Origin of the sequence: Pseudomonas sp. CAM1A (assembly GCF_047501685.1) — a bacterium.
In the GTDB taxonomy this organism is placed as follows: Bacteria; Pseudomonadota; Gammaproteobacteria; order Pseudomonadales; family Pseudomonadaceae; genus Aquipseudomonas.
Genome location: NZ_JBFNXP010000001.1, coordinates 429974 through 454619 on the forward strand (window position 1 = coordinate 429974; position 24646 = coordinate 454619).

General features: G+C 65.6%; 23 protein-coding genes and 1 tRNA gene. 8 read left to right on the forward strand and 16 right to left on the reverse strand.

Annotated elements, in window-relative coordinates; all coding sequences use genetic code 11:
• Positions 1 to 4 precede the first annotated feature (4 nt).
• Positions 5 to 2338, reverse strand: coding sequence for a TonB-dependent receptor (locus ABZO33_RS01990; protein WP_414534647.1), 2334 nt, complete (start codon positions 2336 to 2338; stop codon positions 5 to 7).
• A 192-nt stretch (positions 2339 to 2530) separates the two neighbouring features.
• Here ABZO33_RS01990 and ABZO33_RS01995 point away from each other — a divergent pair, with 192 nt between their 5' ends.
• Entirely contained in the window at positions 2531 to 3436 is a 906-nt protein-coding gene (locus ABZO33_RS01995) for a LysR family transcriptional regulator (RefSeq protein ID WP_414534648.1), read from the forward strand.
• Positions 3437 to 3468: 32 nt separating this feature from the next.
• On the opposite strand, the gene ABZO33_RS02000 is transcribed toward ABZO33_RS01995, so the two are convergent.
• Both ABZO33_RS02000 and ABZO33_RS02005 read right to left on the reverse strand, forming a co-directional pair.
• Complete coding sequence (locus tag ABZO33_RS02000) at positions 3469 to 4374, reverse strand: TauD/TfdA dioxygenase family protein (RefSeq protein ID WP_414534649.1); 906 nt, start codon at positions 4372 to 4374, stop codon at positions 3469 to 3471.
• A 28-nt stretch (positions 4375 to 4402) separates the two neighbouring features.
• Positions 4403 to 5443 (reverse strand): ABC transporter substrate-binding protein, encoded by a 1041-nt coding sequence (locus tag ABZO33_RS02005; protein WP_414534650.1) that lies wholly within the window; start codon positions 5441 to 5443, stop codon positions 4403 to 4405.
• A 300-nt stretch (positions 5444 to 5743) separates the two neighbouring features.
• Here ABZO33_RS02005 and ABZO33_RS02010 point away from each other — a divergent pair, with 300 nt between their 5' ends.
• The gene (locus ABZO33_RS02010; protein WP_414534651.1) at positions 5744 to 7327 is read left to right on the forward strand and encodes an ABC transporter permease; all 1584 of its coding nucleotides are present in this window, start codon (positions 5744 to 5746) and stop codon (positions 7325 to 7327) included.
• Entirely contained in the window at positions 7324 to 8187 is an 864-nt protein-coding gene (locus ABZO33_RS02015; RefSeq protein ID WP_414534652.1) for an ABC transporter ATP-binding protein, read from the forward strand. The genes ABZO33_RS02010 and ABZO33_RS02015 overlap by 4 nt, the downstream gene beginning before the upstream one ends.
• A gap of 89 nt (positions 8188 to 8276) precedes the next feature.
• Here ABZO33_RS02015 and ABZO33_RS02020 read toward each other — a convergent pair whose 3' ends face one another.
• The 8 genes from ABZO33_RS02020 to ABZO33_RS02055 all read right to left on the reverse strand — a co-directional run bounded on the left by ABZO33_RS02020 (position 8277) and on the right by ABZO33_RS02055 (position 15514).
• Complete coding sequence (locus tag ABZO33_RS02020; protein ID WP_414534653.1) at positions 8277 to 8552, reverse strand: DUF971 domain-containing protein; 276 nt, start codon at positions 8550 to 8552, stop codon at positions 8277 to 8279.
• A complete protein-coding gene (locus ABZO33_RS02025; protein ID WP_414534654.1) occupies positions 8552 to 9517 on the reverse strand; it encodes a HEAT repeat domain-containing protein in 966 nt (321 codons plus the stop codon). The genes ABZO33_RS02020 and ABZO33_RS02025 overlap by 1 nt, the downstream gene beginning before the upstream one ends.
• Entirely contained in the window at positions 9514 to 10365 is an 852-nt protein-coding gene (locus ABZO33_RS02030) for an ABC transporter ATP-binding protein (protein ID WP_414534655.1), read from the reverse strand. The genes ABZO33_RS02025 and ABZO33_RS02030 overlap by 4 nt, the downstream gene beginning before the upstream one ends.
• On the reverse strand, positions 10365 to 11141 hold the full coding sequence (locus ABZO33_RS02035) for an ABC transporter permease (protein ID WP_414534656.1): 777 nt from the start codon (positions 11139 to 11141) through the stop codon (positions 10365 to 10367). Before ABZO33_RS02035 ends, ABZO33_RS02030 begins: the two co-directional genes overlap by 1 nt.
• Before the next feature lie 15 nt (positions 11142 to 11156).
• Positions 11157 to 12563, reverse strand: coding sequence for an ABC transporter substrate-binding protein (locus tag ABZO33_RS02040; RefSeq protein ID WP_414534657.1), 1407 nt, complete (start codon positions 12561 to 12563; stop codon positions 11157 to 11159).
• A 122-nt stretch (positions 12564 to 12685) separates the two neighbouring features.
• A complete protein-coding gene (locus ABZO33_RS02045) occupies positions 12686 to 12931 on the reverse strand; it encodes a ferredoxin family protein (RefSeq protein ID WP_008096634.1) in 246 nt (81 codons plus the stop codon).
• A gap of 112 nt (positions 12932 to 13043) precedes the next feature.
• Positions 13044 to 14768 (reverse strand): fumarate reductase/succinate dehydrogenase flavoprotein subunit, encoded by a 1725-nt coding sequence (locus ABZO33_RS02050; protein WP_414534658.1) that lies wholly within the window; start codon positions 14766 to 14768, stop codon positions 13044 to 13046.
• Positions 14765 to 15514: a GntR family transcriptional regulator gene (locus ABZO33_RS02055; RefSeq protein ID WP_102683504.1), complete on the reverse strand. Its 750-nt coding sequence runs from the start codon at positions 15512 to 15514 to the stop codon at positions 14765 to 14767. Before ABZO33_RS02055 ends, ABZO33_RS02050 begins: the two co-directional genes overlap by 4 nt.
• A 212-nt stretch (positions 15515 to 15726) precedes the next feature.
• Between ABZO33_RS02055 and ABZO33_RS02060 the strand changes: the two genes are divergently transcribed.
• Positions 15727 to 15803 (forward strand) — tRNA-Arg (locus ABZO33_RS02060).
• Between the two features lie 93 nt (positions 15804 to 15896).
• Here ABZO33_RS02060 and ABZO33_RS02065 read toward each other — a convergent pair.
• Positions 15897 to 17747: a DUF3857 domain-containing transglutaminase family protein gene (locus ABZO33_RS02065; RefSeq protein WP_414534659.1), complete on the reverse strand. Its 1851-nt coding sequence runs from the start codon at positions 17745 to 17747 to the stop codon at positions 15897 to 15899.
• 219 nt (positions 17748 to 17966) lie between these two features.
• Here ABZO33_RS02065 and ABZO33_RS02070 point away from each other — a divergent pair, with 219 nt between their 5' ends.
• Entirely contained in the window at positions 17967 to 19697 is a 1731-nt protein-coding gene (locus ABZO33_RS02070; protein WP_414534660.1) for a dipeptidase, read from the forward strand.
• A 146-nt stretch (positions 19698 to 19843) separates the two neighbouring features.
• Positions 19844 to 20281, forward strand: coding sequence for a CBS domain-containing protein (locus ABZO33_RS02075; protein ID WP_023629224.1), 438 nt, complete (start codon positions 19844 to 19846; stop codon positions 20279 to 20281).
• A gap of 6 nt (positions 20282 to 20287) precedes the next feature.
• Here ABZO33_RS02075 and ABZO33_RS02080 read toward each other — a convergent pair whose 3' ends face one another.
• From ABZO33_RS02080 to ABZO33_RS02090, 3 genes are all read right to left on the reverse strand, one after another.
• Positions 20288 to 20926, reverse strand: a complete 639-nt coding sequence (locus ABZO33_RS02080) for an NADH:ubiquinone oxidoreductase subunit N (protein WP_102683508.1) — start codon at positions 20924 to 20926, stop codon at positions 20288 to 20290.
• A 70-nt stretch (positions 20927 to 20996) separates the two neighbouring features.
• Complete coding sequence (locus ABZO33_RS02085) at positions 20997 to 21239, reverse strand: DUF2789 domain-containing protein (RefSeq protein ID WP_023629226.1); 243 nt, start codon at positions 21237 to 21239, stop codon at positions 20997 to 20999.
• Positions 21240 to 21298: 59 nt separating this feature from the next.
• Positions 21299 to 21757, reverse strand: coding sequence for an aminoacyl-tRNA deacylase (locus ABZO33_RS02090; RefSeq protein WP_023629227.1), 459 nt, complete (start codon positions 21755 to 21757; stop codon positions 21299 to 21301).
• Positions 21758 to 21853: 96 nt separating this feature from the next.
• On the opposite strand from ABZO33_RS02090, the gene ABZO33_RS02095 reads away from it, so the two are divergent.
• On the forward strand, positions 21854 to 23197 hold the full coding sequence (locus tag ABZO33_RS02095; RefSeq protein WP_414534661.1) for an NfeD family protein: 1344 nt from the start codon (positions 21854 to 21856) through the stop codon (positions 23195 to 23197).
• Between the two features lie 3 nt (positions 23198 to 23200).
• Positions 23201 to 23953, forward strand: coding sequence for a slipin family protein (locus tag ABZO33_RS02100; RefSeq protein ID WP_046853696.1), 753 nt, complete (start codon positions 23201 to 23203; stop codon positions 23951 to 23953).
• 30 nt (positions 23954 to 23983) lie between these two features.
• Here the strand turns inward: ABZO33_RS02100 and ABZO33_RS02105 are convergent, their stop codons facing one another.
• Positions 23984 to 24616, reverse strand: a complete 633-nt coding sequence (locus ABZO33_RS02105) for a LysE family transporter (RefSeq protein ID WP_046853695.1) — start codon at positions 24614 to 24616, stop codon at positions 23984 to 23986.
• Positions 24617 to 24646: the final 30 nt, after the last annotated feature.

Below are 24646 nucleotides of genomic sequence, written 5' to 3' on the forward strand. Positions count from 1 at the left end.
GTGCTCAGAAGTCGTAACGGGCGGTGGCGCCCACGGTGCGCGGGGTGCCCAGCACGCCGGCATAGCCGCCGTTGGCGGAGTTCCACAGGCTGGTGAAGTAGGTCTTGTCGCCGGCGTTCTTCACCCACAGCGACAGGTCGAGCACGCCGTCCCCCTGGTCCAGGCGCACACCAGTGGACAGGTTGACGATGGCGTAGCTGGGGATCTGGCCGTAGTCGGAGTCGTCGATGGTGCCGACGGCCCTGGAGCGGAAGGCGTAGCTGGCGGTGACGTAGGGCTCGATACGCTCGGTCAGCTGCCACTTGTACTGGCCGTTGAGGTTGGCGATGTACTTGGAGGCGCCGACCACCTGGTGGCCGGACAGGTCGCAGGTGGCGGCGGCATTGGCCAGGCTGATCTCTGGCGGGCACGGCGCATCGTCGTACTCGGTGTAGCGCACGTCGTTCCACGAGCCGTTGAAGTTCAGGGTCAGCCCGCGAATCGGCAAAGCCGTGGCCTCGAACTCCAGGCCCCGCGAACGCACGCTGCCGGCGTTGGCCAGGTACTGCACGCGATTGACCTGGTCATAGACGTTTGCCTGGTAGCCGTGCACTTCGGTCCAGAACAGGTTGGTGTTGAGCTGCAGGCGGTTGTCGAACAGGGTGCTCTTGAGCCCGAGTTCGGCGTTGTTGGCGCGTTCGGTCCCCACCAGCAGCGAATCGGTGCCCAGGCGTGGCGCGGCGCCGACAGTCAGGTTGACGCCCCCGGATTTCTCGCCATGGGAAAGGCTGGCATAGCCCAGCAGGTCATCGGTGAAGCGGTAGCTCAGGCTGAGCAGGCCGGACGGTGCGAAGCTGTATTGGTTGAGGTCGCCAGAATCGTAGGCGCCCACCCTGCCCTGGCGAGCCGCGGCCGCCGCACCGGTAACGGCCGCGCCGCCGGACGGCGCGTCGCGGGTCACCCAGGCGCTTTTCTCTTCATAGGTGCCGCGCACTCCGGCGGTGAAATCCAGACGCTCGGTCAGGTGCCAGGTGCCTTGGGCGAACAACGCATAACTGTCGGTATCGATGTGGCCATTACCGATGGTGTTCACATTGGCCAGGGCGCCGGCCGGGGTCAGGTTCCAGATGTCGGCCTGCGGCCCGTGGTAGGTGAACGATTTGTTGTCCAGGTCCTGCTTGAAGTAGTACGCCCCCAGCACGTAGTCGAAGAAGCCGCCGGTGGGCGAAGCCAGGCGAATCTCCTGAGAGTACTGCTTGTCCCGCACCGATACCCCGGCGCTGTAGAACACCGGCACGTTGAGGCCGTCGTCGTTGCGCGGGGTGAAGTCCCACCAGCGGTAAGCGGTGATCGAGGTGAGGGTGAAGTCGTTGGGCAGGGTCCAGTTGGCCTCCACCGATGTACCGCCCTGGAATACCTTGACCATCTGGTCGGCGTCGAAGTTGACCTTGCGGTCCTTACCCGACACCAGGGTCGCGCCGGCCTGGGCGGCCAGGCTCTCGTAGCGGTTCACGCCGTTGATGGTCGGGCCGGTGCTGTACAGGCTGAGGATGCCGTTATCGGAGTTCTCCTCGTTGTATTCGCCGATCCAGCGCAGATTGAAGGTTTCGCTGGGCTTGAACAGCAACTGGGTGCGAAAGCCCTGACGCTTGCCACCGTTGAGATCGTGGCCGTTGTAGACGTTCTTCACATAGCCGTCGTCCTCGGTGTGATAAGCGCTGATGCGCCCGGCGAGGGTGTCGGTCAAAGGGCCGGAGAAACTGCCCTGGGTCTGCCAGTAGCCATCCTCGCCCAGCGAGGACTGCACGCTGCCCTCCTGGTGGAAGGTCGGCTTGCGCGTGGTGATATTGAGCACCCCGGCAGTGGTGTTCTTGCCGAACAGCGTCCCCTGCGGGCCGCGCAGCACTTCCAGCTGCTCGACATCGAGCAGGTCGAACACCGCCATGCCCGGACGGCCGAGGTAGACGTTGTCGAGGTAGATCCCGACGCTGCCTTCCAGGCCATCACTGGCCGGGTTGTTGCCCAGGCCGCGGATGGAGATGCTCGATTGGCGGGCGTGCACGTAGGCGACGTTGGTGCTCGGCACCAGTTGCTGCAAATCCTGCACGCGGTAGATGCGCTGGGTCTCGAGGGTTTCGCTGCCCAGCACGCTGATCGGCGTGGGCACGCTCTGCGCGGTCTCTTCGCGTCGCCGGGCATTGACGGTGACGGTGCCAAGCTTGGCCTCCTGCGTCACGGGTGGGGCAGCGCTGGGCTCATCGGCAAGGCTGCTGCCGGAAGCGGCCAACAGCACGCCAGCCGCCAGGGGTTGCAGGGCGAACAGCGAGGCGCGCGCGGGCCAACGGGAAAGTCGGGACATGCAGATGCTCCTTGAGGCAAGGGCCCAGGCGAGCATTTCCGTTGGCGGAACCGAATCGCGGTCAGGCTGGCTTATATTCTTTTAAGAGATATAAATATTTGTAATTCATATTTTGTGGAATAAGAGACTCCCTTTATAAGGTTCCCAACCCTTCCCAGCAATTGCATTCCACCGAAAGTTTCCATGTAGAAAATGCATATCGACCTGCGCCAGCTCCGCCACTTCATCGCCCTTGTCGAGCATCGCAGCTTCGTCGCCGCGGCGGCTGCGGTGAACCTCTCGCAATCGGCTTTCAGCCGCAGCATCCAGACGCTGGAGCACAACGTCGGCTGCCGCCTGGTCGACCGCGCCAGCAAGGAACTGGCGCCGACCCGCCAGGGCCTGCTGGTGCTGGAGCATTCGCGGCGCCTGGTGCATGGGGCGCACAACCTGGTCAACGAGATCAACCAGTTCAACGGCGCCACCACCGGCGTGGTGCGCTTTGGCTCGGGGCCGGCGCCCGCCGGCGGGCTGGTGCCGCGGGCGGTGGCGCGCTTCGTCGCCGAGTACCCGGCAGCGCGCACCTGCTTCCAGGTGGACAATTGGCAGGCCTTGAACCGTCGGCTGATCGCCGAGGAGATCGAGTTCTTCGTCGCCGACACCCGCCAGTTCGAAGCCGACCCGGATTACCAGGTGCACAAGCTCACCCCCCAACGCTGGCATTTCTGCTGCCGCGCCGGGCATCCGCTGACCGAGCGCGCCGAAGTGCGGGCCCAGGACCTGTTCGACTACCCGCTGGCGACCACCTTCCGCCCGCCGAACATCCGCAAGATCCTCAGCGACCTGAGCGGGCGCCAGGATTTCCTGCCCAGCGTGGAGTGCGAGCATGGCTATGCGCTGCTCAATGTGGCGCTGCACTCGGACACCATCGGCATCGCCTGCAGCGCGAACCTGCGACCTTACGAAGGGTTGGTGGCGCTCAAGCTGGCGGACCTGGCGCCGGAACAGGAGGAGGCGTTCTACACCCGCTATGGGGTGGTGAACCGGGTGGGGTATGGCTTGTCGGCGCTGGCGCAGGGACTGGTGAGGCAGTTGGTGGCCTGTGACGCCGAGTTGTAGCGAACAGGGGCCGCTTTGCGGCCCCAGCGATCTCAGCCCTTGCGCGTGGTCCGGCTCAGCTGTCCATCCACCCCCACCGGCACCTCGCCGGCCAGGGTCACCCGACGCACGATGCGCGGCTGCGTACCGTAGTCGTCCACCGCATAATGCTGCGTCGCGCGGTTGTCCCAGATCGCCACATCCCCGGCCTGCCAGCGCCAGCGCACAGTGTTTTCCAGGCGTGTCACATGCCCCTGCAGTACCGCGAACAGGTGCTGCGAGTCAGCCAGCGAATAGCCCTTGATACGTTTGACGAAGTGCCCCAACTGCAGCACGCGCTCGCCACTGATCGGGTGCACACGCACCACCGGGTGCTCGGTCTCGTACACCGTCGAGGTGAACACCTTGCGGTAGCGCTCAAGCTTGGCCGGGTCGACATCCGGCTTCGCACTGGCATAGTCGTACTCGTTGCTGTGCACCGCCCACAGCTGGTCGGCCAGGGCGCGCAGCGGCTCGGGCAGTTCCTGATAGGCCGCGGCGGTGTTGGCCCATACCGTGTCGCCACCGGAGGCCGGGGCCACCACGCTGCGCAGGATCGAGGCCTTGGGGTAGGCATCGACGAAGGTCACGTCGGTGTGCCAGGAGTTGGCCCGCTGCCCCTCGGCTCCATCAAGCTGGAGCAGGTAGCTGGTGCCGTCGACCACGGGCACCGTGGGGTGGGCGATGGGGTCGCCGAGGCGCTGGGCGAAGGCTTCCTGGCCAACGTCGTCCAGGTGCTCCTGGCCACGGAAGAAGATCACCTTGTACTGCACCAGCGCCGCCTGGATGGCGTCGAGGGTGGCCGGGTCGAGGTCGGCGGACAGCTTGATGCCACGGATCTCGGCGCCGATGCGCCCGGCAACGGGGTGGATGTCGAGTTCGAGGGTTTGCGGCGCGGTGGCCAGTGCGGCGTTGCTCATGGTCGTGCTCCTCAGGGTTGTTGTCGGGTCAGCGGGCGGCCTGGACGGCCTGGTCCTGTTGCAGGGCGTGGTCGATGAAGCGTGGTTCGACCCAGTCGGCCACCTGGAAGCCACGGCGGATCAGGCGCTCCTTGGCGGCCAGGTCGACGCCCTGTTGCAGCAGGCCGACGAAACCGGCATCCAGGCGTGGGTCGAAGTAGTCGGCGAGGTTCTCCTGGGCCAGGTCATCGCGCAGGATCGCCTTCGGCCAGTTGGCGGTGTTCGCCACCAGGTCCACGTAAGTTTCGCGATTGCGCTCGTCGCGCAGCCACTTCGCCGCCTGTTCCTGGGCGTTGACCACCCGCTGCACCAGATCGGGGTGCTGGCGGATGAACTCGCCGGTGCCGAGCAGCACCGCCTGGGTGCTGCCGGCGCCTTTCAGGTCCCGGGAGTTGACCGGCAGCTCGACCAACCCGCGCTCGCGCAGCGACAGCAGGCTGGACAGGCCCCAGGTGGCGTCGATCTGCTTGGCGGCCAAGGCGGCGTTGGCTGCGTTGAAGTCGAGGTTGATGACTTTCAGCTCACGTTCGGACAGCCCCTGGCTGGCCAGGGCACTGGCGAACGACAGCTGGTTGGCGGTGCCGCGGAACACCGCCACGCGCTTGCCCTTGAGGTCCTGCAGGCTGTGGATGCCCGAGCCGGGCACCACGCCGAGGTAGCTCTTCACGCCACGCACCCCTGCCGACAGCACGCGGGTGTCGAGGCCATTGGCCTTGCCGATGATCGCGGCCAGATCACCCAGGTAGGCAAAGTCCGCCTGGCCGTTGGCCAACGCCTCGTTGACCACGGGGCCGGCGCCCTTGAAGAAGCGCCAGTCGATACGGATGCCATCCTTGGCAAACTCTTTTTCCAGCAACTGCTGGTCGCGCAACACATCGACCACGCCACCGGCGCTGGGCTTGCTGCCGGCGCTGAGGTCGGGCACGGCGATACGGATCACATCCGGCTGGGCGGCATGCGCTGCCACGGGCACGGCACTCAACAGGGCGGCGAGCAACGGGCTGATCAGGTGGCGGAAGGCGGTGTTCATGGCAAGGCTCCTTGGCAGGCTGCCACCGGCGGATGGCCGGCGCTATGGGCCAGAAGCTAGGCAGGTCCGGTTAGAACCTACAAAGATCAAAACTTCATTTTTTAGTAACCAGAAGACATAAACCAGACGTCATGCGGGCCTGCGGCGGACTTGCAGGAAACGCATGGAAAATATGAGGAAAACGCAACGGGATGGGGCTTTCGCATGCATCGGCCGCATGCTCTTATCCCTTGAATGCCATTTGTGTGAATTTTTAATTCCATAAATGAATAAACAAGGAACGGTTTGGGAGATGCCCCGATGAGCGAAGTCTTGAGCGCCAATCTGCGGCGCCTGTGGGGGCCGCTACGCGGGCCTTTCGCGACGCAAGGCCGCTTCTACCTGCCGTGGATCGTACCGTTGGCGGTGGCGGCCTTGTGGGTCGTCGCCAGCCGTGAGCACTGGATGAGCGAACAGATCCTGCCCGCCCCCGCGCTGGTCTGGCAGAGTGCGCTGGAGTTCGGCTCCGGCGAACTCTGGGGCCACCTGTGGATAAGTCTGCAGCGCCTGATCTGGGGGCTGCTGGCGGGGATAGCCAGCGGCCTGCTGCTGGGCACCTGGCTGGGCGGCTCGCGACGGGCGCAGACCCTGGTGCTGCCCACCTTCGTCGCCCTGGCGCAGATCCCCACTCTGGCCTGGATCCCGCTGTTCATGCTGTTCTTCGGCATCGGCGAGCTGCTCAAGCTGGTGGTGCTGGTCAAGGCCGTGGTAGTGCCGGTCACGCTGCATACCCTGGTCGGCGTGCGCGACGCCCAACCCAAACTGCGCGAAGCCGCCGCCGTCCTGCGCCTGCCCCCTCACCTGCTGTTCCTGCGCCTGTTGCTGCCCGCCGCGCTACCGGCGTTTCTCGCCGGTGTGCGGCTGGCCCTGGCCACTGGCTGGACCTCGCTGCTGGCTGTGGAACTGCTGGCCTCCAGCGAAGGCATCGGCTACCTGATGGTCTGGGGGCGGCAGTTGTTCATGCTCGACCTGGTGTTCCTCTGCATCCTGTTGATTGGCCTGGTCGGCGCGCTGATGGATCGCGGCTTCACGCGCCTTGAACGCAGCCTGTTGCACTGGCCGCAACCGGCCACTGGCGAGCAGTTGCGCGGCCAGGTGCCACGCGGCTGGCAAAGCCTGCTGCTGCCTGCGGGGCTGTTGCTGCTGTGGCAGGCCGCCAACAGCCTTGGCTGGGTCGATGCCAACATCCTCTCTTCACCGCTGGATGTGCTGCGCAGCCTGTACGCAGGCCTGCTCGACGGTTCGTTGCCCGAGGCCCTGCGCCTGAGCTTGCAACGCACCCTGGCCGGCCTGCTGCTCGGCGGTGGCGCGGGGTTCGCCCTGGGCCTGCTGCTGGGCCTGTCAGCCAACGCCGAGCGCCTGCTCGGCCCGAGCCTGTCGGCGCTGCGCCAGGTGGCGCTGTTTGCCTGGGTGCCGCTGCTGACTGCCTGGTTCGGCCTGGGTGAAGGCGCCAAGCTGGTGTTCGTCGCGCTGGCGGCGTTCTTCCCGCTGCTGATCGCCACCCAGCGCGGCATCGCCAGCCTCCCGCCACAACTGGGCGAGGCGGCGCAGGCCCTGCGCCTGGACCTGCCGCACCGCCTGCGCCTGCTGGTGTTGCCCGGCACCGCCCCGGCGATCTTCGCCGGGCTGCGCCTGGCACTGATCTACGCCTGGCTCGGCACTATCGGCGCCGAGTACTTCATGCCCTCGGACGGCGGCATCGCCAGCCTGATGATCGGCGCCCAACAGTTGTTCCGCATGGACCAGGTGATGGCCGCCATGGTCCTGATCGGCCTGGTCGGCGCCCTGCTCGGCCACCTCGGCCAACGCCTCGAATCGCGCGCCACGCGCTGGAGATCCGCATGAACGCCTTCATCACCCCGGCCCTGCACGCGGCCAACCAACCCGACGCCACGCCGCCGCTGGTCAGCTTCGAAGGGGTCGGCAAGACCTTCAGCGTCGATGGCCAGCCCTTCGAGGCGATCCGCAACTTCGACCTGTCGATCAACCAAGGCGAGTTCATCGCCATCGTCGGCTCCTCCGGCTGCGGCAAATCCACCCTGCTGCGCCTGCTGGTGGGGCTGGACACCGACTACAGCGGCACGATCCGGGTCGACGGCCAGCCGGTCGATGGCATTGGCGGCGAGCGCGGCATCGTGTTCCAGGAGCACCGCCTGTTCCCATGGCTGACGGTGGCGCAGAACATCGGCCTGGGGCTGGTCAACGACAAGCTCACCCAGGGCGAGCGCGCCCGTCGGGTGCATGAATTTGTGCAACTGGTAGGGCTGGTCGGTTTCGAATCGGCCTATCCGCACCAGCTGTCCGGCGGCATGGCCCAGCGCGTGGCCATCGCCCGCGGCCTGGTGGCCAGCCCACGGATCCTGCTGCTGGACGAACCCTTCGGCGCCCTCGACGCCCTGACCCGCCAACAACTGCAGGACGAACTGCTGGCAATTCGTGAACGTGCGGGGATCACCATCCTGCTGGTCACCCACGATGCAGAGGAAGCGACCTACCTGGCCGACCGGGTGGTGGTGCTGGAACCGCGGCCGGGGCGGATCAAGGCGGTGGTGGAAGTTGGTCTGCAGCATCCGCGCCAACGCACCGGGGTGGCACTGCATGGCTTGCGCGAGAAGGTGCTGCACCAGATTACCGGGGATGGCGGGTATCTGCGGCCGGTGGTGCATAGGGTGGAGGGGTTGCGGCCGGAGTTGATTGCGCTCTAGGAATGGGTTGCCTGTACCGGCCATATCGCGGGGCAAGCCCGCTCCCACGCAAGTGACTCCATGGGAACGGGCTTGCCCCGCGATCGATTTCAGCCCAGTTCGCGCAGGTAGTCCCAGGGATAAATCCCCCGCTCATGCCCATCGCTGAACACCAGCTGCACCCCATACCCCTGGACCTCGATCCGCGTCACCCGCACATCCTCGCCCACCAGTGAAATCGCACCCTTCAGCCGTGCTGCCCGGCACTGTGAGCAGGGGCAGGCACCGCGCAGCCGGGCGTGGCTGATCACCTGCGCAGCCTCACCCCAGTGCACCAGCAGCTCACCGCGTTCGCGGCGGTTGCGCAAGGCGCTGGGCGCGTCCATCACACCACCCCCTGCAACTGCGCCAGGGCGATGCGCACCGCCTTGCGCACTTCCGGGTCGCTGTCGGCCTCGGCCGCCTGCAACGCCGGCAAAGCCCGGGCTTCACCCAGCTCGCCCAGCGCCAGCGCGGCTTCCTTGCGCAGGTTGGCGATGCCATGGCCCAGCAACTGCGCCAGCCCCTCCAGCGCGGCCGCATGGCGCAGCCGGCCCAAGGCCCGCGCCGCGCGCAAGCGGACCTGCCAGTAGCTGTCGCCCAGCGCCGCGATCAAGGCCTGACCCGCTTCAGCCTGGCCGACCTTGCCCAGGGTTGTCGCCGCCTCTTCACGCACCTGCCAGGCCTCGTCGGCCAGGGCGCCGATCAGCGCCGGCAGCACACCGGCATCCCGGGCCAGGCCCAACGCGCCAATGGCGGCGCGACGCACCTCGGTATCCGGCTCGTTGGCCGCCAGCTGCGCCAGCGCGGGCAAGGCCGGCGCATGCTTGAGCCAGCCGAGGATGCCCACCGCTTCGCGGCGCACGCCGGCATCCACATCCGCCAACGCCTGCAACGCAGGCACAGCGGCGTCCTCCAGGCGCAGCTCGCGCAAGGCGCGCAGGGCGCTGGCGCGCACGAAGGCATCGGCATGGGTGGCCCACGGCAGGATCAGCTGCCCGGCCTCCTGGGTCTTGAGCTCGCTCAGGCTCTGGGCGGCCGCCAGGCGCACCGGCTCGGCGGGGTCGGCCAATGCGGCGCACAGGCCCTGCACCACTTCCGGCGCCTCCCAGGCTTCGAGCAAGCGCGCGGCTTCGGCGCGCACATCAGCATTGGCGTCGACCAACAGCGCATCGGTGAGCCAGGGCAGGCCGTGCGGGTCTTCCAGGTCGGCCAGTTCCATCAGGGCGATGCGTCGCACGCCGGCATCAAGGGCGTTCAGGCGTGGCAGCAGTTCGATGATGTCGGGGTTGTCCGTGGTTCGTTCAGTCATAGCGCAATCCGCAGCGGAGGATGGTCGGTGTCGGGCAGGCCCAAGGGTGTCAGGCGCGGCAGCTCGCGGCCGTCTTCATGGCGCAGCAGCGCCAGGCAATGGCGTTTGAGGTGGGTGAATGCAGGGCTGGTCAGCAGGCTCGCTTGCCGCGGGCGGGCGAAGTCCAGCCGCAGGTCTTCGATAAAGCGCCCAGGCCGGGGGCTCATCACCAGGAGGCGGTCGGCCAGGAACAGCGCCTCGTCGATGTCATGGGTAACGAACACCACCGTGGTGCGGATGCGCGCCCAGATATCCAGCAGCAGTTCCTGCATGCGCGCACGGGTCTGCGCATCGAGGGCGCCGAACGGTTCGTCCATCAGCAGCAGGCGCGGGCGATTGATCAGCACCCGAGCGATCTCGGCGCGTTGCTGCATGCCGCCGGACAACTGGCTGGGCCAGCGTTGGGCGAAATCACCCAGGCCGACCAGTTGCAGCATCTCGGCGGCCTGATGCTGACGCTCGGCCTTGCCCAGCCCCTGCATCTTCAAGCCGAAGGCCACGTTGTCGAGCACGCGGAGCCAAGGCAGCAGGGTGTGATGCTGGAACACCATGCCGCGTTGCGGCGAAGGGCCGCCGACCGCTTGCCCGTCCACCAACAACTGGCCGCCGGCCGGCGTCAGGTGCCCGGCCAGTGCGCCGAGCAAGGTGGACTTGCCGCAGCCGGACGGCCCGAGGATGCACACGAACTCGCCCGGGGCGATGGCAAAGTCCAGCGCCTGCACCGCTTCGAACGTGTCACGCCCATGGCCAAGGCGAATCGACAGCCCGTGGGCTTCGATACGCCCGGGCACCTGTTGATAACTGCTCATCACGCACGCCTCCGTATCCAGGGCGTGGCCAGCGCGCCAAGGCGCTTGACCAGCGCGCTGCTGCCCATGCCCAGCACGCCGATCAGCAGCATGCCGACGATGATGTCGGGGTAATTCTGCAAGGTGTAGGACTCCCAGGTGTAGTAACCGATACCGAACTGCCCGGCGATCATCTCGGCGGTCACCAGGCAGAACCACGAGGTGCCCATGCCGATGGCCAGCCCCGTGACGATGCTCGGCAGCGCGCCCGGCAGCACCACTTCGCGCAGGATCGCCCAGCGCCCGGCGCCCAGGCTGCGCGCCGAGGCCACCAGGCGCGGGTCGATCGCCTCGACGCCGTGCACGGTATTGAGCAGGATCGGGAACAGCGCACCGGTGAAGGTGATGAACACCATCGACAGCTCCGAGGAGGGGAACATCAGGATCGCCAGCGGGATCCAGGCCACCGCCGGGATCGGCCGCAACACTTCCAGCGGCGGCATCAGCGTGTCCTCCAGCCACTTCGAGCGGCCGATCAACAGGCCCAGGCTCACCCCCAGCAGCGCCGCCACGCCGTAGCCGGCGAACACCCGCGCCAGGCTGCTGCCCAGGTGCGCCAGCAGGGCGTTGGAGGCCAGCAGTTGCCAGGCGGCGTCGAGCACCGCGCCGGGCGTGGGCACGTAGGTGAAGGTGAACAGCAGCAGGTCCAGCTTGTGGCTCGCGGCCAGCTGCCAGAACAGCAGGCAGCCCAGCAGCGAAGCCAGACGCAGGGGCCAGCGCGCAAGGTCACGGGTCATGGCGGCGGCTCCCGATCAGCGCTGGGCGAGCAGCTTCTGGTTGGCATGCACGAAGTCCAGCGCTTCGCCGCCATGGGCCTTGGCGTACTGCTCGGCCTGGCCCTTGAGCAGGAAAGCCGCCAGCTGGCCCTGGCCGTTGCGCACGAACCAGGCCTGGTTGGCCAGCAGCTTGATGCCGCTGTCGACGGCCTGGGCGTAGATCGCGCGGATGTCCTTGCCCTCCTGCTCCAACTGGGCCAGGGCGCTGAGCGCGGCCTCCGGCGAGGCGTAGTGGCGCACCTTGTCCTCGCCGCGCACCCAGATCTGCGCCAGGCGGCTGAAGTCGGTAATGGCTTTGCCGGTCGCGGCATCAACGGCCTTGAGCGGCAGCGGGTCGTAGTTCTTCAGCGCCTGCTCGTAGTCCTGCCCGGCCTGCTGGTAGGCGCTGCGGATGTACTGGTCGTCGATGAACTGCGCGGTGTCCAGGCCCCGGTCGGTCTTCTTCAGCAACTTGAGGGTGTCGATGGAGGTGGCTACAGCCTGGCGGTACTCGGGCTTCCAGGTGAGGTCGCGGGTCTGCAGGCCGAGCGGGCCGTGGAACAGGTAGTTCACCTCGGCTTCGATACCAGTGACTTTCTCGATCAGCTCGCTGTACTTCTCGGGCTCGTCGGCGAGCAGGCGGTCGGCTTCCAGGCTTGCACGCAGGTAGGCGGTGACCACTTCCGGGTACTTTTTCGCGTAGTCGGCGTCCACCAGCGCGCCATGGAAGGTCGGCGCGTTGGCCTGGGCGCCATCGTAGATCTTGCGGGCGAAGCCGCGGTTGGGGAACAGCTCGGCGAAGGGCACGAAGTCGGCGTGGGCCTCGATGCGGTTGCTGCGCAGGGCGGAACCGGCGATCTCCGGGGCCTGGGCAATGATCTTGACGTCCTTCTGCGGGTCCCAGCCTTGGGCGGCGACCGCGCGCAGCAGCATGCCGTGGGCGGTGGAGGCGAACGGCACGGAGATGGTCTTGCCCTTGAGCTCGGCCAGCGACTGCACGCTGGAGGCGGCCGGCACCACGATGCCGTTGCCGCTGCCGTGCACGCTGCCGGACAGCACGCTGATGAACAGGCTGCGCTTGCCGGCGTCGAGGTGGGCGACGCCGTTGAACGAGCCGGGGAAGTCGGCCATGGCGCCGAAGTCGAGCTTGCCGGCGACCATCTCGTTGGTCAGCGGCGCGCCGCTGGTGAAGTTCTTCCACTCGACTTGGTACTGGGCGTCCTTGTACTTGCCGTCATGGGGCAGGTATTTGTCGAGCAGGCCCAGCTCGCGGATCAACAGGCCGCCGGTGGCGCAGTTGATGGTGGTGTCCTGGGTGCCGATGGCGATACGGATGGTTTCGGCGCTGGCGTTCAGGCCGGTGATTGCCAGCGCAAGGCCGGCCACGGTTGCTACAAGGCGCATGGGTGCTTCCCCTCGAATCGTTCTGAGTATTGGCGTCGTCTCCGCCACCGGGCTGGGTGGTGGGAAACGAGGGGCGTTGCAGGTGGGCGTCCGGTGGTTCGGCCGGATGGCGGGGTTCGGGTTCAGCGCAGCAGGTAAGGGATATCAACCTTCACCGCGCCGGTGGGGCAGTCCTTCTCGCAGGGCATGCAGTACCAGCATTCGTCGAAGGCCATGTAGGCCTTCTGCGTGGCCGGGTTGATGGCCAACAGGTCCATGGGGCACACCTCGACGCAGACCGTGCAGCCTTTTTCGGCGATGCATTTGTCTTCGTCGATGGTCACCGGGGCGCTGCTGCGAAAGAAGATTTCCTGGGGTTGGTAGGCCATGTTCACGGGGTCCTTGGGGCCTTTGGCCCTCGTTCTGTCATTGGCATCGCAATCGCGGGGCAAGCCCGCTTCCACGTCTGGGATCTACCGTGGGAGCGGGCTTGCCCCGCGATCAGGCGGCATCGGCCTTCACGCGCAGCCGGTCGTACGCGGTCTGTTCCTCGGCATCCAGCGGGATCAGGTACGGCTCCACCGCTTTCTTGAAGCTGGTCATCTCACCGTCCTCGCCCTTCTTCAGATGGCAATGCACGAACCACTCGCCATCATTGCGCTCGGGGAAATCAACCCGGTGGTGGTACAGCCCCCAGCGGCTCTCCTTGCGGAACAACGAAGCGCGCGCGGCCATCTCGGCGCAGTCGCGGATGACCGCAACTTCCATGGCACGCATCAGCTCATGGGGGTTGTTGGCCTTCATCTGCTCAAGATCGCGTTCGATTTCGGCGAAGCGCGCCAGGCCGATTTCCATCTTCTTGGTCACCTTGGGCGGCTGCAGGTAGTCGTTGACCATGCGGCGTAGCTTGTACTCGACCTGGGCCGGCGGCAGGCCGTGCTCACGCTGCAAGGGCGCGAACACCCGCGCCTGTTCGCGTTCGACCTGCTGCGTGTCGACCTCGGCGTACTCACGCCCGGCCACGTACTGCGCGGCATTCACCCCGGCGAACCAGCCATAGGTGAAAGCGCCGAGCATGTAGTTGTGCGGTACCGCGGCCATGTCGCCGGCGGCGTACAGGCCCTTGACGCTGGTCTCGGCCTTTTCGTTGACCCACACCCCCGAAGCCGAATGCCCGGAGCAGAAGCCGATCTCGGAGATATGCATCTCGACCATGTGCTGGCGGTAGTCGGTGCCGCGCCCGGCGTGGAACTGGCCACGGCTGGGGCGCTCGTTGCTGTGCAGGATTTGTTCGATGTTCTGGATGGTTTCCTCGGCCAGGTGGTCGAGCTTGAGGAACACCGGGCCGTTGCCGCCTTCGAGCTCCTGGTGGAACTCCCACATCATTTGCCCGCTCCAGTAGTCGCACTCGATGAAGCGCTCGCCCTTGCTGTTGGCGGTGTAGCCGCCCAAGGGCCCGGTGACGTAGGCGCAGGCCGGGCCGTTGTAGTCCTTGATCAGCGGGTTGATCTGGAAGCACTCCAGGTTGGCCAGCTCCGCCCCGGCATGGTAGGCCATGGCGTAGCCGTCGCCGGCATTGGTGGGGTTTTCGTAGGTGCCCATCAGGTAGCCCGACGAGGGCAGGCCCAGGCGCCCGGCGGCGCCGCAGGCAAGGACAACCGCCTTGGCGCGGATCACCCGGAACTCGCCCGAGCGGCAGTCAAAGCCCAGTACTCCGGCGGCGGCGCCTTCGCCATCGAGCAGCACGCGGGTGCAGACCATGCGGTTGCTGATCTCCACCCGGGCGCGCTTGAGCTGGCGGTACAGCACCTTCTTGATGTCGTGGCCCTCGGGCATGGGCAGCACATAAGCGCCCATGTGGTGGACCTTCTTCACCGCGTAGTCGCCGGTTTCGTCCTTCTCGAACTTCACGCCCCAGCGGTCGAGCTGCTCGATGGTCTCGAAGCTCTTGGTGGCGTAGGCATGCACCGCGGCCTGGTTGACGATGCCGTCGTTGGCGACGGTGATTTCCTTGGTGTACTGCTCGGGCGTGGCGTGCCCGGGGATGATGGCGTTGTTCAGGCCGTCCATGCCCATGCTGATGGCGCCGCTGCGCTTGACGTTGGCCTTGTCCAGCAACAGCACGCGCAGGGTCTTGTCCTGCTCCTTGGCCTTGATCGCGGCCATGGGCCCGGCGGTGCCGCCACCGATGACGACGATGTCGTAATCCTGGGTCTCGATGCTCATGCCTTGCCTCCCTTCTGGCGGTCGATGCGCAGGCGGTACTGGAACGCGTCGCCACGGTAATAAAGGTGTTCGAAGTCCAATGGGGCGCCGTCGGCGGTGTGGGTGAGGCGCTCGATACGCATGATCGGCGCGCCCTCTTCCACCTCCAGCGCCTGGGTCAGGTCGCTGTCGGCGAGCACCGCGTCGATGGCCAAGTCGGCATGGCCAAGGGCGATGCCGCAGTCGTTTTCCAGCAACAGAAAGATGTCGCGGGTAACCAGGTCGGCCTTCTCCAGCTTCTCGCCGACCGCCTGGGGCAGCCAGGTGATTTCCAGCGACACCGGCTCGCGGTTGATCAGGCGCACGCGGCGGATTTCGGTAACCAGGCTGCCCTCCTCTACCTGCAGTCGTTGCGCCACCAACGCACTGGCCGGCACATGGCGGAAACTGCGCAGGCGGTTGAGCACTTCATAGCCCATCTGCGTCATCGACTCGGCCAGGCCCTGCAGGGTGCTGACGTTCTGGAACGCCTTGGGCTTGGCGACAAAGGTGCCCTTGCCATGGATCTTGAAGATCAGCCCTTCCTTCTGCAGGTCGCCCAGGGCCTGACGCACGGTAATGCGGCTGACGTCGAAGGCCTTGCCCAGCTCGTTTTCCGAGGGCATGCGGCTGTGCGGTGGGTAGCTGCCGTCGAGGATGCGCTCGCGCAGCAGCTCCTTGAGCTGGGTGTAAAGCGGTACGGGAGAAAGCGGGAGCAATTCGGCCATGGTCTTCTCTGTCGGCTGACTTGTTATGACAAGTTGTGGCGAGAAAATAGCGGGTATAAGCCTGGCCTGGAAAATACCGATATCGAATATGGTTAGAGCGCATCGCAGGCCAAGCCCGCTGCCACGGGCCCGCGATTGCATAGCCAGGGAAAAACACTCCTATATCAAGGCGATGGACGCCACCAACGCAGATGGGTATCATGCGGCGCGTTGCACTCGTAGCTCAGCTGGATAGAGTACTGCCCTCCGAAGGCAGGGGTCGTGGGTTCGAATCCCGCCGAGTGCGCCATGACTTCGCGCTGCCACCCGTGTGTTTTCACCGACGGCGGCAAACAAAAGCCCCGCTCAGATCGCTCTGGCGGGGCTTTTGCGTTTGCGGGCCTCAGCCCTGCACGATGATCTGGCCTTGCAGGTCCCTGACCATGGTTTCAATGACCGGCTTCATCGCCTTGAACTCTTCAGGCGTGCACACCGCCTTCGGATGCTTGAACTGCATGTGCCGCTCGACCACCACGGCATTGCCATCGCGCGTGTAACGGGCGCTGTAGTCGAAGCTGCCTTCCTTCACGGCAACGGCCTTGGGCGTCGCCAGGACGGTGACTTCGGCAGGGAACTCGAAGCGCGACTTCTCCACCGTTTCGTTGGAAATGCAGACGAAGCCCTGGGTGCGTTCGTTTTCCGCGGCAAAACCATAGACCATCTGCGAGATACCGCCGACCAGGCTGCTCAGTGCAGGGAGCCCCACTGGCCCTGGCAGGTTCACCAGGTTCTCGGTATGGCCCTGGACCTGGCTGTGGAAGCGCTCCGGCGCCACCGATGGCTGGATCAGGATCTTGCCGCTGCCCCGCTGCCCGTAGGCATTGAGCACCTGCTCGACCATGCGGTCGAGGTCGGCCGGGTTCATCGACTTGGCGCCATAGCGGTTGACCTCGCTGGCCCAACCCTCGATCGTCGAAGCGCCGGTGAAGTCCGCGGCGCCCGTGCCCTTGACCTTGAACAGCATCTCACCAACCTGCTTGCCGAACTGGGAAGCCGGGGTCTTGCCGAACGCGCCAGAGGCAGTCAGCAGCGTCGTCTTGTCCAGGTCCATCAGCGGCAGGTAGCCGGCGGCCACCGACGGGTCGGTCGAGTCGAGGTACAGGTCCAGGCTCGGTACGTAGGTCAGCACATGGTTGAGCACGCCCAGGGTCGGCACCTTGGGCAGGTGGTAGGCGTTGCCGAGGTTGACCAGGGCAGGCGAGCTTTCGATGGCTGCGGCCTTGAGCAATGCCTCAAGCAGGGCGACATGGTCCTTGCAGTCACCATAGCGATTGTCCAGCACGCTCTGCGCCGAATGCGGGACCACCCCGCCGGCACCGACATAGACCGCCACATAGCGGATGTTCTCACGCACCCAGTCGCTGAGCTTGAGCGCCTTGGCCCGGGCATCGGGCAGGTTCGCCGTCAGCTGCTCGGCCAGTGCGGCGATGGCCGGCGTCACTTCCACGCCGGCGCGCGCCTGGTAGCTGGCGGCAAGCCCTGCGTAGTCCTTGAAGGTCGAGACCGCGAGGTACTGGCCGTAGTCCAGGTAGGACACGGCGCTCGCCTCGATCCTGGCCCTGTCGGCGGGCACGAAGTCCCAGCGGTAGACCTTGCGGCCCTTGCCGGCCTTGGGCGTGGACGCCTTGAAGCCACGGGCATCAGCGTAGAGCGGCAGATCCGCCGGCATGTCGTAGATCAGCGAGAACTGCTCCACGGGGTGGAAATCCGGGCCGGTGAGGTCCTCGAAGTGGCCGGGGAACAGCGCAGTGCTGCGGTGGCGCTTGTAGCGCAGCACCAGGCGATCGCCGACGGCCACTTCCGGGAAGATCACCACCTTGACCCGGGAGTCCTGGAACATCGGCGCGTAGGTGGACGCCTGCTCCTGCTGCTCCTTGATCTGCGAGGCATCGACCATCACCTTGCGGCCATCGGGCTTCTGGGTGAAGGCTTCGTCGACCTCCAGGGTTTCGTACGAGCGGTTGTAGCTCAGCGGCTGCTGGGCCTTGGCCTGGATGGCCCGCTCTTCGTTGATGCGCGAGACCGACTCGACCGCCACCTGGAAGCTGCCGTCGGTCTGCACGGTGAAGGTCTGCACGACCTTTTCCAGGGTGACAGAGTGGTCGGTGCCATCGTCGCGGGCCTGGGCGGGCGTGATGCAGGCAAGGGTGAAGGCCAGCACCCCGGCCAGGGGGGCAAGGTAAGACGTGAACATGAGGATCCTTCTCTCGTAGAACGGGTTATTACAAAAAACGCTAATGATACGCATTTTTGTCATAAGTCTGCAGACCGCGTCGTAGATGAAAGCTTGCACGTTTGTGCAGAAATGCACATTGCCACCTCTCCCGCGCCAGTAGTCATTGGTGATAGCGTGGGCCTCTTCCGTTTGCGTAAACGGGCACTCTCATCCACTTGCAAAGGAATGCGCACACCCATGCCATTTACCAAGCTATCCGCCGCATCGCTCCTGCTGGCCAGCGTGGCCATGTTCTCGATCCCGGCCCAGGCCAACCTCTCCCAGCAGCAGTCCGCCGCCATCATCAAGGCCTACGACGGCAGCGATCCGGCCGACTTCAAGCAGTTCCTCGGCAAGCTGGCCGGCAGCGACCTGGCCAAGGCCGACAAGCTGGGCGACACCCTCAAGCTGTACCTGGCCGGCAAGCCGCTGGCTGCCGAGCAGCAGGACGAGATCAACCGCCTGCTGGGCCTGTACACCCGCATCAAATACGGCAAGGCCGCCAAGGAAACCCTGCGCGAACTGGTGGAGATCCCGACCGTTCGCAAAGAGGGCGTGCCGCAGCACGAAAACCCGGAGTTCCTCAAGATCGCCGACAAGATCAAGGCCCTGGCCGAGGGCTTCGGCCTGCAGTTCCGCAATATCGACAACCGCGTCTACGAGATCACCCTCGGCGAGGGCAAGGAAGTCATCGGGATCCACGCCCATGCCGACGTGGTGCCGGTGACCCCGGAAAACTGGAAGCTCAAGGACGGCACCAAGCTCGACCCGTTCAAGGTCACCCTGGTGGGCGACCGCATGTACGGCCGCGGCACCGAGGACGACAAGAACGGCATCGTCGTGGCGCTGTACGCGCTGAAGGTCGCCAAGGACGAGAAGCTGCCGCTGGCGCGCCAGTTCAAGCTGCTGGTGGACACCACCGAGGAAACCACCGGTGACGCCATCCCCTACTACTTCGAACGCAACGCCACCCCCGACTACAACCTCGCGCTGGACGGCGGCTACCCGGTGGTGATCGCCGAGAAGGGCTATGGCACCGTCATGGCTACCTTCGCCAAACGTGCCGGTGATGGCAAAGGCGCCGAAGTGATCAACCTCACCGGCGGCCTGGCCACCAACCAGATCCCCGGCAGCTCGGTGGCGACATTGACCGGCGACAAGCCGGCCGAACTGGCCAAGGCCCTGGAAAAAGCCGGCGCGGCCTACGTCAAGCGCCATGGCGGTGACTTCAGCATCGACGCCAAAGTCGACGGCAAGCAGGTGCTGCTGACCGTGACCGGCGTCTCGGCGCACTCCTCCGAGCCCGAGTCCGGGGTCAATCCGGTGGCGCGCATGCTCGACTTCCTCAATGGCCTGGGCAAGGACGTGCCACTCAAGCACAACCACATCACCGACGCCGCCCGCTACGCCGCCGACAACTGGGGCCTGGACTACCTGGGCAACAAGCTTGGCGTGGGCTTCAAGGACGCCTTCATGGGCCCGCTGACCACCTCGCTGACCTTCGTCGGCCTGGATGACAAGGCGCTGAAGCTGGCGGTGAACCTGCGCATTCCCAAAGGCAAGTCGCTCGACACCCTCAAGGGTGAGATCTCCGGCAAGCTCGACAGCTGGGCTGCCAAGAGCCAGACCAAGGTGGCCTTCGACTACAGCATGGACGAGCCGATGTACCGCAACCCCGAGGGCGAGTGGGTCAAGGCCCTGCTGGCCGTGGCCAGCGAGAACCTGGGCATGAAGCACGAGTACGGCACCTCCGCCGGCGCCACTTCGGTGCACGACCTGCCCAACGGCGTGCAGTTCGGCCTGGCCATGCCGGATGTGAAGTACACCGGGCACAACGACAACGAGTTCAAGACCGTGGAGCAGTTCATGCTCGACCTGCAGATCGTCAGCGAGATGGTGGCGCGGATCGGGCAAATGCCGAAGCTCTGATGACCAACCTGGGGCTGCACAGCAGCCCCTTGCCGCGATGACGTTTTTCAATTGCCTCGATGCCGTTTCCTGCATTGCCGTGCAGAGCGCCGTGCCGGATGCTTTATTTACTCCGACACCGCGCTTTTTCACCCACCGAGGCCCGTATGAAGAACGTCGAACAAATCCTCAAAGCCAAGTCCCAGCACCAGACCGTCTACACCATCAGCCCTGATGACTCGGTGCTGGATGCCTTGAAGCTGCTGGCGGAGAAGAACGTCGGTGCATTGCCGGTGATGGAAAACGACCAGGTCGTAGGCATCGTCAGCGAGCGCGACTATGCCCGCAAACTGGTACTCAAGGGGCGCTCATCGGCTGCCACGCCGGTACGGGAAATCATGAGTTCGCCGGTAGTCACCGTTGAGCCCAAGCAGAACCTCGAGTACTGCATGAACCTGATGACCAACCGCCATCTGCGCCACCTGCCCGTAGTGGATAACGGCAAGCTGCTGGGGCTGTTGTCGATTGGCGACCTTGTGAAAGAAACCATCGCCGAGCAGGCCAACCTGATCCTGCAGCTCGAGCAATACATCCGCGGCGAATGATCCCGCTTAGTGGTAAGCGCGCTCCAGCTCGTCCAACTGATGGTCGAAGCTGCGCAGGCGCGCCGACCAGGTGTACACCAGCACTTCCAGATCGCGATTGAGCACGGCGGTATTGCCGCCCTCGCGCACCGGGGCATCGCACAGGTCCAGCTGATAGCGCTCGCGGGCCATCGCCGTGGCCACGCTGGACAGGTCGCGGGCGTTGGCCAGCCAGTGGTGGTGATGGTCGTGCACCTCGCGGTCGAGTTCCCGGCACTGGCGCTTGAGGGCGTCGAGGCTTTGCTCCAGCGGTGTGCCCTTGAGCTCGCCCATCACCTCCTCGAAAGTGCGCCCGGAGTGCCAGTAGCTGCCCCAGAAGTAGCGGTCGAACACCGTCTCGACCCGGCGCAGGGCGACCTTGGTGTTCCAGATGGTCAGCAACGTTCGCCCCTGGGCCACCTCACGCTTGTTCAAGTGCAAATGCTGCCAGGCGATCCAGGCCAGGCCGCAGAGCGCCACCGCCGCGGTAACGGCGGCGGCGGCATAGAGAAACTGCACGGCCTGGTTCATCTGGTGGGTGTGCCGGATACCGTAGAAGTAGCCGGCGGTCAGGGTGCCCAGGATCGTCACGGTGCACCAGAATCCTGGTGCGTAGGGATCTTTCATTGCGCCATCCCCTCTTGTTTTACCTGAGCATAGCAACGGCCCGATCACCCATCAGGTGCCGCTCGGCGCTTTATTTGCGGGGGCGGCGCAGCGCTTCGTTGAGTTGGTCGAAGGGTACCGCCCAATCGGCGTCCTCTATGATGCTTTCCTTCAAAAAGGTTCTTTGCGCCTCGGTCCAGAACGGTGCGTCCACCAGCTTGATCTCGTTCTTCAACGGCGAATGGGTGGTGATGAACTGGTCGATGCTGGTGGCATCGTCCGCCAGCCCCAGTTGCTTGAACAGGTCGGCAAATGGATGGTTCGGTGCTTCCATGATTCCTCCTCTGGCCGGGCGGGTCGTCCACGACGCCAACCCGGCGTTGGTTGCGAGCATCAGCTCAATTCGCGCACTTCGGCGTGCGGCACCAGCTTCAAGTATTGCTCCATGCTCATGTGGATAAGGTGATCGTGGTCACCTGCCTCGAGGTAGACATCGCCCTGACGGGTAAGACTCCGGTCGAGCAGCATAGGAATGTTGTAGGCGTCGCCCAGGGCCGGGATGGCGCCGCGCTCGCAATCGCCGAACAGGCTCGGCAGGTTGCTCTCGCGGGTCAGCTGCCAGGCGCCGGTCATGCGCACCTCGGTCATGTCCAGATGCCGGTTGGCCGGCAACACGGCCATGATGAAGTTGCCATGGCGGTCATCGAGCATCACTGACTTGGCGACCCGCTCGGCGGGTACGCCGGCCGTGCGCGCCGACTCCAGACTGGTGGCCGAATGGGGATGGGGAATGATGTCGTAGTCGCAGTTGGCCTGGTCCAGGCGCTGCTGAAGGGTCTTGGCCATACGCATGATGCACCTCCGGTTTTGCCCCCATCCTCAAGTTTAGGCCGTGGCCCGGCAGCCACGGCTAAACTTCAAGGACAGGTCCGCATGAGGTGACGACAGGTGATCGCCCGGCGCTGGCACGTGCTGCTGTTGCTGCTGATCCTCGGCTTCGCCCCGGGCGGGCAGAGCGCGCCTGGCGCAAATGTATGGCTATTGAGCGTCGATGACGCCATCGGCCCGGCCAGCGCCGACTATCTGCTGCGTGGGCTGGACCAGGCGCAGGCACAAGGCGCGCAACTGGTGGTGATCCGCCTCGATACCCCCGGCGGGCTGGACAGCGCCATGCGCCAGATCATCAAGGCCATCATGGCAAGCCCTGTGCCGGTGGCCACCTACGTCGCCCCTGGCGGCGCCAGGGCAGCCAGCGCCGGCACCTACATCCTCTATGCCAGTCACGTGGCGGCCATGGCCCCTGGGACCAACCTGGGCGCGGCGACACCGGTACAGATCGGCGTCCCCGGCCGGGACGAAAAGCCCCCCGCGAACAGCGAGCAGGACACCCTCGCCCGCAAACAGGTCAACGACGCCGCAGCCTACATCCGTGGCCTGGCACAACTGCGCGGGCGCAATGCCGACTGGGCGGAAAAGGCCGTGCGCGAGGCGGTCAGCCTGTCGGCCAGCGAAGCCCAGCGGCTGAAGGTGATCGACCTGGTCGCCGTTGACCTGCCCGACCTTCTGCGCCAGCTCGATGGCCGAACGCTGAGCGTCGCCGGCCAAGCCCTGCCCCTGCAGACCGCCGGCGCCAGCGTGGTGGAACACCTGCCGGACTGGCGCACTCGCCTGCTGGCAGTGATCACCAACCCCAGCGTGGCGCTGATCCTGATCATGATCGGCGTGTACGGCTTGTTGTTCGAATTCATGAACCCGGGCTCCGGGGTCGGCGGCGTGGTCGGCGGCATCTGCCTGCTGCTGGCGCTGTATGCCCTGCAACTGCTGCCGGTGAGCCATGCCGGGGTGGCGTTGATCCTGCTCGGGGTGGCGTTCATGGTCGCCGAGGCGTTCCTGCCCAGCTTTGGCGTGGTCGGCTTCGGCGGTATCGTCGCCTTCGTCGTCGGCGCGGTGATCCTGATGGACACCGACGCCCCCGGCTTCGGCATTCCGCTGGCGTTGATCATCAGCCTGGCAGTGCTCTCGGCGCTGTTGCTCGGCGGCGTGCTGGGCATGGCAGTGAAAGCGCGCCGGCGCGCCCTGGTCAGCGGCGATGCCGGGCTGGTGGGCAGCCTGGTCACGGTGACGCAGGTGCGCAGCGACAACCCGTTCTGCGGCTCGGTACAGGCCCAGGGCGAACAGTGGCAGGTGCAGTGCGCGACACCGCTGCAACCTGGCCAGCACGTTCGGGTGACGGCCCGTCATGGCGTGACCCTGGAGGTCAGCGCCACTGCGCCCACGGCGCAAGGAGAGTAGACGATGTTCATGCAATTCGGTTTCAGCGCCGTACTGGTGCTGCTGGCCATACTGCTGCTGTCGGCGCTGCGCATCCTGCGCGAGTACGAGCGCGGTGTGGTGTTCCAGCTCGGGCGCTTCTGGCAGGTCAAGGGCCCTGGGTTGATCATCCTGATTCCCGGCATCCAGCAGATGGTCCGCGTCGATCTGCGCACCGTGGTGCTCGATGTGCCGCCCCAGGACGTGATCACCCGCGACAACGTCTCGGTCAAGGTCAACGCCGTGCTGTACTTTCGCGTACTCGACCCACAGAAGGCGATCATCCAGGTCGAGGACTTCCTCGCCGCCACCAGCCAGCTGGCCCAGACCACCTTGCGTGCGGTGCTCGGCAAGCACGAGCTGGACGAACTGCTGGCCGAGCGCGAACAGCTCAACTCGGATATCCGCGAAGTGCTGGACGCGCAAACCGACGCCTGGGGTATCAAGGTGGCCAACGTCGAGATCAAGCACGTCGACCTCAACGAGTCGATGATCCGCGCCATCGCCCGCCAGGCCGAGGCCGAGCGTGAACGACGGGCCAAGGTGATCCATGCCGAAGGTGAGCTGCAGGCATCCGAAAAACTCATGCAGGCGGCGCAGATGCTGGGCAAGGAGCCGGGGGCGATGCAGCTGCGCTACATGCAGACGCTGGGCTCGATTGCCGGGGACAAGAGCTCGACCATCGTGTTTCCGATGCCGATGGATCTGCTCAAGGGGCTGGTGGACAAGCAGCGCTGACGGGGCTGCAGAGCAGCCCCCCAGCACTCGTCAAAGTGGCGCGCGACGCAAGGTAGCGAGAAACGTCGCCGCGCCAATGAACAGTCCGGCAAAGGTACGGTTCAGGCGCTTCTGCTGCTTCGGCGTGCGCAACAGACGCAGCACCCGCGAAGCCAGGCCGGTGTAACCCGCCATCACCAGCAAGTCGACGCTGATCATGGTCACGGTGATCGCCACGTACTGCGGCAGCAACGCCTCGTGCGGGTTGATGAACTGCGGCAGCACCGCAAGCATGAACACCAGCGCCTTGGGGTTGCTGACGTTGACCAGGAAACCACGGAACACCAGGCTCAGCGGCTTGCCGATAGGCCGCACACCGGACTCGTCGCTCATGTCCATCGGCAGGGCTTGCCATTGCTTGTAGGCAAGGTAGACCAGGTAGGCGACGCCGAACCACTTGATGACCTGGAAGGCCGTGGCGGAAGCGGCGAGGATGGCGCCGACACCGGCGGCGATGACGGCGATCTGCACGATCAGGCCCAGTTGCAGGCCCAGGGCGTTCCAGTAACCACGCCAGAAACCGTACTGCAGCCCGCTGGACATCGAGGCGATCGCCCCGGCACCCGGCGACAGGCTGATCACCCAGCACGCGGCAAAGAAGGCCAACCACGTTTCCATCGACATCGCACACCTCGCTCGAACAGCTTTTGCAAA

Coding starts and splice junctions, on each gene's coding strand:
- ABZO33_RS01990 (WP_414534647.1), bottom strand. CDS start 2,338: ATGTCCCGACTTTCCCGTTGGCCCGCGCGCGCCTCGCTGTTCGCCCTG.
- ABZO33_RS01995 (WP_414534648.1), top strand. CDS start 2,531: ATGCATATCGACCTGCGCCAGCTCCGCCACTTCATCGCCCTTGTCGAG.
- ABZO33_RS02000 (WP_414534649.1), bottom strand. CDS start 4,374: ATGAGCAACGCCGCACTGGCCACCGCGCCGCAAACCCTCGAACTCGAC.
- ABZO33_RS02005 (WP_414534650.1), bottom strand. CDS start 5,443: ATGAACACCGCCTTCCGCCACCTGATCAGCCCGTTGCTCGCCGCCCTG.
- ABZO33_RS02010 (WP_414534651.1), top strand. CDS start 5,744: ATGAGCGAAGTCTTGAGCGCCAATCTGCGGCGCCTGTGGGGGCCGCTA.
- ABZO33_RS02015 (WP_414534652.1), top strand. CDS start 7,324: ATGAACGCCTTCATCACCCCGGCCCTGCACGCGGCCAACCAACCCGAC.
- ABZO33_RS02020 (WP_414534653.1), bottom strand. CDS start 8,552: ATGGACGCGCCCAGCGCCTTGCGCAACCGCCGCGAACGCGGTGAGCTG.
- ABZO33_RS02025 (WP_414534654.1), bottom strand. CDS start 9,517: ATGACTGAACGAACCACGGACAACCCCGACATCATCGAACTGCTGCCA.
- ABZO33_RS02030 (WP_414534655.1), bottom strand. CDS start 10,365: ATGAGCAGTTATCAACAGGTGCCCGGGCGTATCGAAGCCCACGGGCTG.
- ABZO33_RS02035 (WP_414534656.1), bottom strand. CDS start 11,141: ATGACCCGTGACCTTGCGCGCTGGCCCCTGCGTCTGGCTTCGCTGCTG.
- ABZO33_RS02040 (WP_414534657.1), bottom strand. CDS start 12,563: ATGCGCCTTGTAGCAACCGTGGCCGGCCTTGCGCTGGCAATCACCGGC.
- ABZO33_RS02045 (WP_008096634.1), bottom strand. CDS start 12,931: ATGGCCTACCAACCCCAGGAAATCTTCTTTCGCAGCAGCGCCCCGGTG.
- ABZO33_RS02050 (WP_414534658.1), bottom strand. CDS start 14,768: ATGAGCATCGAGACCCAGGATTACGACATCGTCGTCATCGGTGGCGGC.
- ABZO33_RS02055 (WP_102683504.1), bottom strand. CDS start 15,514: ATGGCCGAATTGCTCCCGCTTTCTCCCGTACCGCTTTACACCCAGCTC.
- ABZO33_RS02065 (WP_414534659.1), bottom strand. CDS start 17,747: ATGTTCACGTCTTACCTTGCCCCCCTGGCCGGGGTGCTGGCCTTCACC.
- ABZO33_RS02070 (WP_414534660.1), top strand. CDS start 17,967: ATGCCATTTACCAAGCTATCCGCCGCATCGCTCCTGCTGGCCAGCGTG.
- ABZO33_RS02075 (WP_023629224.1), top strand. CDS start 19,844: ATGAAGAACGTCGAACAAATCCTCAAAGCCAAGTCCCAGCACCAGACC.
- ABZO33_RS02080 (WP_102683508.1), bottom strand. CDS start 20,926: ATGAAAGATCCCTACGCACCAGGATTCTGGTGCACCGTGACGATCCTG.
- ABZO33_RS02085 (WP_023629226.1), bottom strand. CDS start 21,239: ATGGAAGCACCGAACCATCCATTTGCCGACCTGTTCAAGCAACTGGGG.
- ABZO33_RS02090 (WP_023629227.1), bottom strand. CDS start 21,757: ATGCGTATGGCCAAGACCCTTCAGCAGCGCCTGGACCAGGCCAACTGC.
- ABZO33_RS02100 (WP_046853696.1), top strand. CDS start 23,201: ATGTTCATGCAATTCGGTTTCAGCGCCGTACTGGTGCTGCTGGCCATA.
- ABZO33_RS02105 (WP_046853695.1), bottom strand. CDS start 24,616: ATGTCGATGGAAACGTGGTTGGCCTTCTTTGCCGCGTGCTGGGTGATC.